This window comes from Pseudomonas sp. Irchel 3A5 (genome assembly GCF_900187575.1).
GTDB lineage: Bacteria > Pseudomonadota > Gammaproteobacteria > Pseudomonadales > Pseudomonadaceae > Aquipseudomonas > Aquipseudomonas folii.
In genome coordinates, this window is the sequence record NZ_FYDU01000017.1 from 156,872 (window position 1) to 162,871 (window position 6,000).

5 protein-coding genes are annotated in these 6,000 nt (G+C 55.0%); 3 read left to right on the forward strand and 2 right to left on the reverse strand.

Features of this window, described 5'->3' with window-relative positions:
- Window positions 1-100 precede the first annotated feature (100 nt).
- Window positions 101-1,135, forward strand: coding sequence for an N-acetyl-gamma-glutamyl-phosphate reductase (gene argC, locus CKW31_RS25170; RefSeq protein WP_095101166.1), 1,035 nt, complete (start codon window positions 101-103; stop codon window positions 1,133-1,135).
- Between the two features lie 168 nt (window positions 1,136-1,303).
- A complete protein-coding gene (erpA, locus tag CKW31_RS25175) occupies window positions 1,304-1,654 on the forward strand; it encodes an iron-sulfur cluster insertion protein ErpA (RefSeq protein WP_027900658.1) in 351 nt (116 codons plus the stop codon).
- 57 nt (window positions 1,655-1,711) lie between these two features.
- Here erpA and CKW31_RS25180 read toward each other — a convergent pair whose 3' ends face one another.
- Together CKW31_RS25180 and CKW31_RS25185 are read right to left on the reverse strand one after the other, a co-directional pair.
- Window positions 1,712-2,806 (reverse strand): anhydro-N-acetylmuramic acid kinase, encoded by a 1,095-nt coding sequence (locus tag CKW31_RS25180; protein ID WP_095101168.1) that lies wholly within the window; start codon window positions 2,804-2,806, stop codon window positions 1,712-1,714.
- Between the two features lie 3 nt (window positions 2,807-2,809).
- Entirely contained in the window at window positions 2,810-4,246 is a 1,437-nt protein-coding gene (locus tag CKW31_RS25185) for a peptidoglycan DD-metalloendopeptidase family protein (protein ID WP_095101170.1), read from the reverse strand.
- A gap of 215 nt (window positions 4,247-4,461) precedes the next feature.
- Between CKW31_RS25185 and tyrS the strand changes: the two genes are divergently transcribed.
- Window positions 4,462-5,661 carry a tyrosine--tRNA ligase gene (gene tyrS / locus CKW31_RS25190; RefSeq protein WP_095101172.1) on the forward strand — a complete coding sequence of 400 codons (1,200 nt, stop codon included), beginning with the start codon at window positions 4,462-4,464 and terminating at the stop codon, window positions 5,659-5,661.
- Window positions 5,662-6,000: the final 339 nt, after the last annotated feature.

Sequence of the window (6,000 nt, forward strand, 5' to 3'; positions counted from 1 at the left end):
AGTAGTGGCTTGAGCGCCCATACGTCACGTTGTCGGTTGTCGCAGACGCGCCAGGCCCATATTATCGACGGCTTTCCAGTTGGTACGTTGAGGGCAGGTTATGGTCAAGGTCGGTATCGTCGGCGGCACGGGTTACACCGGTGTCGAGTTGCTGCGTCTGTTGGCACAGCATCCGCAAGCTGAAGTGGTCGTTATTACTTCTCGATCCGAGGCAGGTCTGCCTGTTGCTGATATGTACCCTAATCTGCGCGGGCATTACGATGGCCTGGCATTTAGCGTGCCTGACATTGCAACCCTCGGCGCCTGTGACGTCGTGTTCTTCGCCACGCCTCACGGTGTCGCGCATTCCCTTGCGGGTGAATTGTTGAATGCCGGCACTCGGGTCATCGACCTGTCTGCTGACTTCCGTCTGCAGGACTCGGTTGAATGGGCAAAGTGGTACGGTCAGCCCCACGGTGCGCCCGAGCTGCTCAAGGATGCAGTGTATGGTTTGCCTGAGGTTAACCGTGAGCAAATCAAGCAGGCTCGCCTTATTGCTGTGCCAGGCTGCTATCCAACCGCTACGCAGCTTGGTTTCCTGCCGTTGCTGGAAGCCGGTCTTGCCGACAACACGCGCTTGATTGCTGACTGCAAGTCCGGTGTCAGTGGTGCAGGCCGTGGCTTGAGCATTGGTTCGCTGTACTCCGAGGCCAACGAAAGCTTCAAGGCTTACGCCGTCAAAGGTCATCGTCACTTGCCTGAAATCACCCAAGGGCTGCGTCGCGCGGCTGGCGGGGATGTTGGTCTGACCTTCGTCCCGCACCTGACGCCAATGATCCGCGGTATACACTCCACGCTGTACGCCACAGTCGTCGATAAGTCGGTTGATCTGCAGGCGCTGTTCGAGAAGCGTTATGCCAACGAGCCTTTCGTAGACGTAATGCCTGCTGGCAGCCATCCGGAAACCCGTAGCGTGCGTGGCGCCAACGTTTGCCGTATTGCGGTCCACCGTCCGCAGGGTGGGGATCTGGTGGTCGTGCTTTCGGTTATCGACAACCTGGTCAAGGGTGCGTCGGGCCAAGCCGTTCAGAACATGAACATCATGTTCGGGCTGGACGAGAAGCTGGGTCTGTCCCATGCCGGTATGATGCCTTAGGAGCAGTTTTTAGCTTCAAGCTTCAAGCTTCAAGAGGTTGGTGCGACCACTTGCAGCTTGAGGCTTGAAACTTGCCGCTGCTCTGGAATAGTTGACCAATTTTCTAGGAGAAGCGGATAATGCGCGTCATTACGCATTATGACGGCTTAGCGCCGGGAGATATTTAACATGAGCGTCGAATCCTTCACTCCAACGGCTTTGCAGTTCACCCATGGTGCTGCGCACAAAGTGAAGACCCTGGTCGATGAAGAGGGTAACGATCGCCTGAAGCTACGTGTGTTTGTGACGGGCGGCGGTTGTTCAGGTTTTCAGTATGGTTTTACTTTCGATGAAGACGTCGCCGACGATGACACCATCGTTGAGCGCGAAGGCGTAAGCCTGGTGGTCGATCCAATGAGCTTCCAGTACCTGGCGGGTGCTGAAGTGGATTATCAGGAAGGCCTGGAGGGTTCGCGTTTCGTTATCAAGAACCCGAATGCTTCCACCACGTGCGGTTGCGGGTCTTCATTCTCGATCTGATCTTTGTGCACACATAAAAACGCCGCGCTAATGCGCGGCGTTTTTGTTCGTCTGGAGTCAGGCCGGGTAGATAGCGCCCAATACTCGCAGACCCTGAGCGCCAGTCACGGTTGGGCGGTTAGCAGGCACGCCTTCCAGGCAGCAATGCGCCAGCCATGCAAATGCCATGGCTTCAACCCAGTCAGGATCAACGCCAAAAGCAGCCGTGCTGCTGACTTTGGTGTCGGGAAGCAATTCAGCCAGACGATTGGTCAACGCCACGTTGTGCGCACCACCGCCACAGATCAGCAGTTCCTTGGTTTCAGACTGAGCTGATTGCAAGGACTCGGTAATCGCCAGCGCGGTCAGCTCCATCAGCGTTGCCTGTACGTTTTCAGCAGAAAGCGTCGGCAGTTGGAAGAGATGGTGGTGCAGCCAGCCGAGGTTGAACACCTCTCGGCCTGTGCTCTTCGGACCCTTGGTCAGGAAGAACGGGTCGCTGAGCAGCGCTTTCAGCAGTGCAGGATCAACCGTACCACTTGCGCCCCATGCGCCGTCACGGTCGAAACCTTCACCGCGCTGCGACTGAATCCACGCATCAAGCAATACGTTGCCTGGACCGCAGTCGAAGCCGGTTACCGGCCTGTCCAGCTCGATCAGGCTCAGGTTGCTGAAACCGCCAATATTGAGGACGGCGCGACGATCTTTATTGTCGTCGAACAGCGCCTCATGGAACGCGGGAACCAGAGGTGCGCCTTGACCGCCAGCAGCGATGTCGCGACGACGGAAATCGCTGACCACGGTGATCTCTGTCAGCTCTGCTAACAGGGCCGGATTGCCGATCTGAATGCTGAAACCGCGGGCGGGTTCGTGGCGAATGGTCTGGCCATGGCTACCAATGGCGCGAATCTGCCCGGCAACCATGCCTTGTTGACTCAAGAGCGTAAGCACGCCTTCGGCTGCCAGGCGAACCCACTTCTGCTCGGCAATCGCCGCGCGAGCCAACTCGTCCGGCCCACTGGAGCAAAGCCCCAGCAGCTCGGCGCGCAAGTCTTCCGGCATCGGGATGTAGTGAGTTGCCAACAGTCTTGGCCGGTCATCCTGCTCAACAAGGGCGATATCGATCCCATCGAGACTGCTGCCGGACATCACACCTATATAAAAGAAGGCCATGGCTTATCGTTTGCTCGAGGCCAGCATGGTGGCCTTTTCCTGATCCATACGAGCCATCAATGGCTGGCTCTGTTGCATGAACCGCTGTTTTTCGGATTTGGCGATCGGATCCGCCATCGGCAATTTGCGACCCAGAGGGTCGACGTGCACGCCATTTACCTGGAACTCATAGTGCAAATGCGGGCCTGTCGACAGACCGGTAGTACCAATATAGCCGATCACCTGGCCTTGCTTGACGGTGCCGCCAGTCTGAATGCCTTTGGCAAAGCCCTGCATGTGACCGTACAGCGTGCGGTATGTATCGCCGTGCTGAATGATCACAGTATTGCCGTATCCGCCGCGACGGCCGGCCAGCAATACCTTGCCATCACCGGTGGCCTTGATTGGCGTACCGCGTGGGGCTGCGTAATCGACGCCTTTGTGCGCGCGGATCTTGTTCAGGATGGGGTGCTTGCGACCCATGGAGAACATTGAACTGATACGGGCGAAGTCAACGGGCGTGCGGATGAAGGCCTTGCGCATGCTGTTGCCGTCAGCGGTGTAGTAGTTGGTGTTGCCCTGTTTGTTGGTGTAACGAACTGCGGAGTAGGACTTGCCCTGATTGGTAAAGCGGGCAGAAAGAATATTGCCCGTACCTACCGTTTTGCCGTTGATGACCTTCTGCTCGTAGATGACGTCGAATTCGTCACCCTTGCGGATGTCCTGAGCGAAGTCGATGTCGTAGCCAAAGATGTTGGCCATGTCCATGGTCATGGTGTGCGACAAGCCCGCGCGCTGGGCGGACTGAGACAAAGAGTTAGTGATCACACCGTGTATATAGGCGGTACGTACATCGGGTTTGCTGATCTCACGATTGAACGTGAAGCCGCTGCCCGTCTTGGACAGGCTGATGCTTTCCAGCTGGCTGAGCTTGGTGTGCAGTTGCTTCAACTGACCTTCTGGCGTCAGTTCGAATTGCAGGACCTGGCCATCCTGCAGGCGGCTGAATTGTTTGGCTTCCTTGTTGCTGGCCATGACTTCATGCACGGTTGCAGCTGGAAGACCCACCTTTTCAAACAGGGTGGACAGAGTGTCGCCTCTGGTTACGGTGACTTCCCGATGATTGGGGTCTTTGGCTGCAACGACTGGAGCAGCAGCTTTTTCAATGCTCTGCGGCTCATTGGTCGCGTTGCTCTCGGCTTGCTCATCGCCATTGTCGATCTGGGCGAATGGAGAATCTGTTGCCGATTGTGTGGCTTCCGTCGTTTCCAGAGCGTCTTGGTTAGGTGCGCTTTGATCAGCAGGCGCTTCCATATCAAGATTCAAAACGGTTTTTTTAGCTTCGACTTCGCTTGAAGGAAAGACCAAGAGCGCCAGGCTTAACAGGGCTGCGATACCGCTGGCTGCGAGCAGGTGGGTCTTGGGATAAAGCGGTGGCGCTTTAGGCGGCGTGTCTATCATAGGTAATTTGACTTTGAAAAAAGATGAATTGGAAAAGATGAATGACATGATGAAGATGAAATAACTGTATAAAATATAACCAAAACCTGTGCGAAGCAACCCTGCGGATGAATCGGCTTTCGATTCGTCCCGCAATGCTGGGCAAAACTTGTAATTGGGCGCTGATCTTGTATGGTTGGTCCCCTTTCGAAAACGGCTATTAGTAGGGGATGGATATGAGGTCGGTTGAAGAGCAGCTAGCGCTGATCAAGCGTGGGGCAGATGAGCTTTTGGTTGAGGCCGAGCTTGTCGCGAAGCTCGAGCGTGGTCAACCGCTGCGTATTAAAGCCGGGTTTGATCCTACGGCACCTGACCTGCACTTGGGTCATACCGTGCTTATTAATAAGCTGCGTCAATTTCAGGAGCTGGGGCATCACGTCATCTTCCTGATTGGTGACTTCACCGGCATGATCGGTGATCCGAGTGGTAAAAGTGCCACGCGTCCTCCGCTGACCCGTGAGCAGGTTCTCGATTACGCCGAGACCTACAAATCCCAGGTATTCAAGATTCTTGATCCGGCCAAGACCGAGGTGGCATTCAACTCCACCTGGATGGACAAGCTGAGTCCGGCTGATTTCATTCGTCTCTCCTCGCAGTACACCGTGGCGCGAATGCTTGAGCGTGATGATTTCGACAAGCGCTATAAGAGCAGCCAGCCAATCGCTATCCATGAATTCCTTTACCCGCTGGTGCAGGGGTATGACTCTGTTGCCCTGCGTTCAGATGTCGAGCTGGGTGGTACCGATCAGAAATTCAACTTGCTGATGGGGCGCGAGCTTCAGCGCGCCTATGGGCAAGAGGCGCAATGCATTCTCACCATGCCTTTGTTGGAAGGTCTGGATGGCGTGAAGAAGATGTCCAAGTCGCTGGGTAACTATGTAGGTATCCAGGAAGCGCCGGGCGTTATGTATAGCAAGCTGGTTTCGATTCCGGATGCGTTGATGTGGCGTTACTTCGAGCTGCTGAGCTTCCGCTCCATGGAAGAGATCAATGGCTTCAAGGCGGATTGTGAGAAAGGGGCTAACCCGCGCGACATCAAGATCAAGCTGGCTGAAGAAATCGTTGCTCGTTTCCATGGTGAAGAAGCTGCTGCCAATGCGCACCGCTCTGCGGGTAATCGTATGAAGGAAGGCGAGCTGCCGGACGATCTGCCGGAAATCTCGGTAAGTGCCCCTGAAGATATGCCGATCTCGGCCGTCCTTAATAAGGCAGGCCTTGTTAAGAACTCTGCAGTGGCGCGTGACCTGCTGGCTTCGGGTGGTGTGCGCATAGATGGTGAAGTTGTTGATCGCTCGTTCGTCTTTAAAGTGGGCGCGACTCATGTTTGCCAGGCTGGGAAGAAGGCTTTTGGGCGTATTACGCTGGTTTTGGAATAAAGCTCAAAATTAGGGGTTGACGGCCTCTCAGATCTCTCTATAATTCGCACCTCTTCTGGCGCAGACAGAACGAAAAACTCTTTGGTAATCAATGAGTTGGACGATTCGGCTAGCGAAGAAGAGGCTTCGATGAAGTTGATCGAAAGCGGTGAAAAAAGGCAGTTGACAGCAGGTTGTAACGCTGTAGAATTCGCCTCCCGCTAACGAGCAACGTGATGTTGATCGAAGCGCAAGTGGTTGAAGTTGATAAGGAAACTTTGAAAACTTCTTAAAATAACCGCTTGACAGATACAGAGGCTGCTGTAGAATGCGCGCCTCGGTTGAGACGAAAGCTCTTAA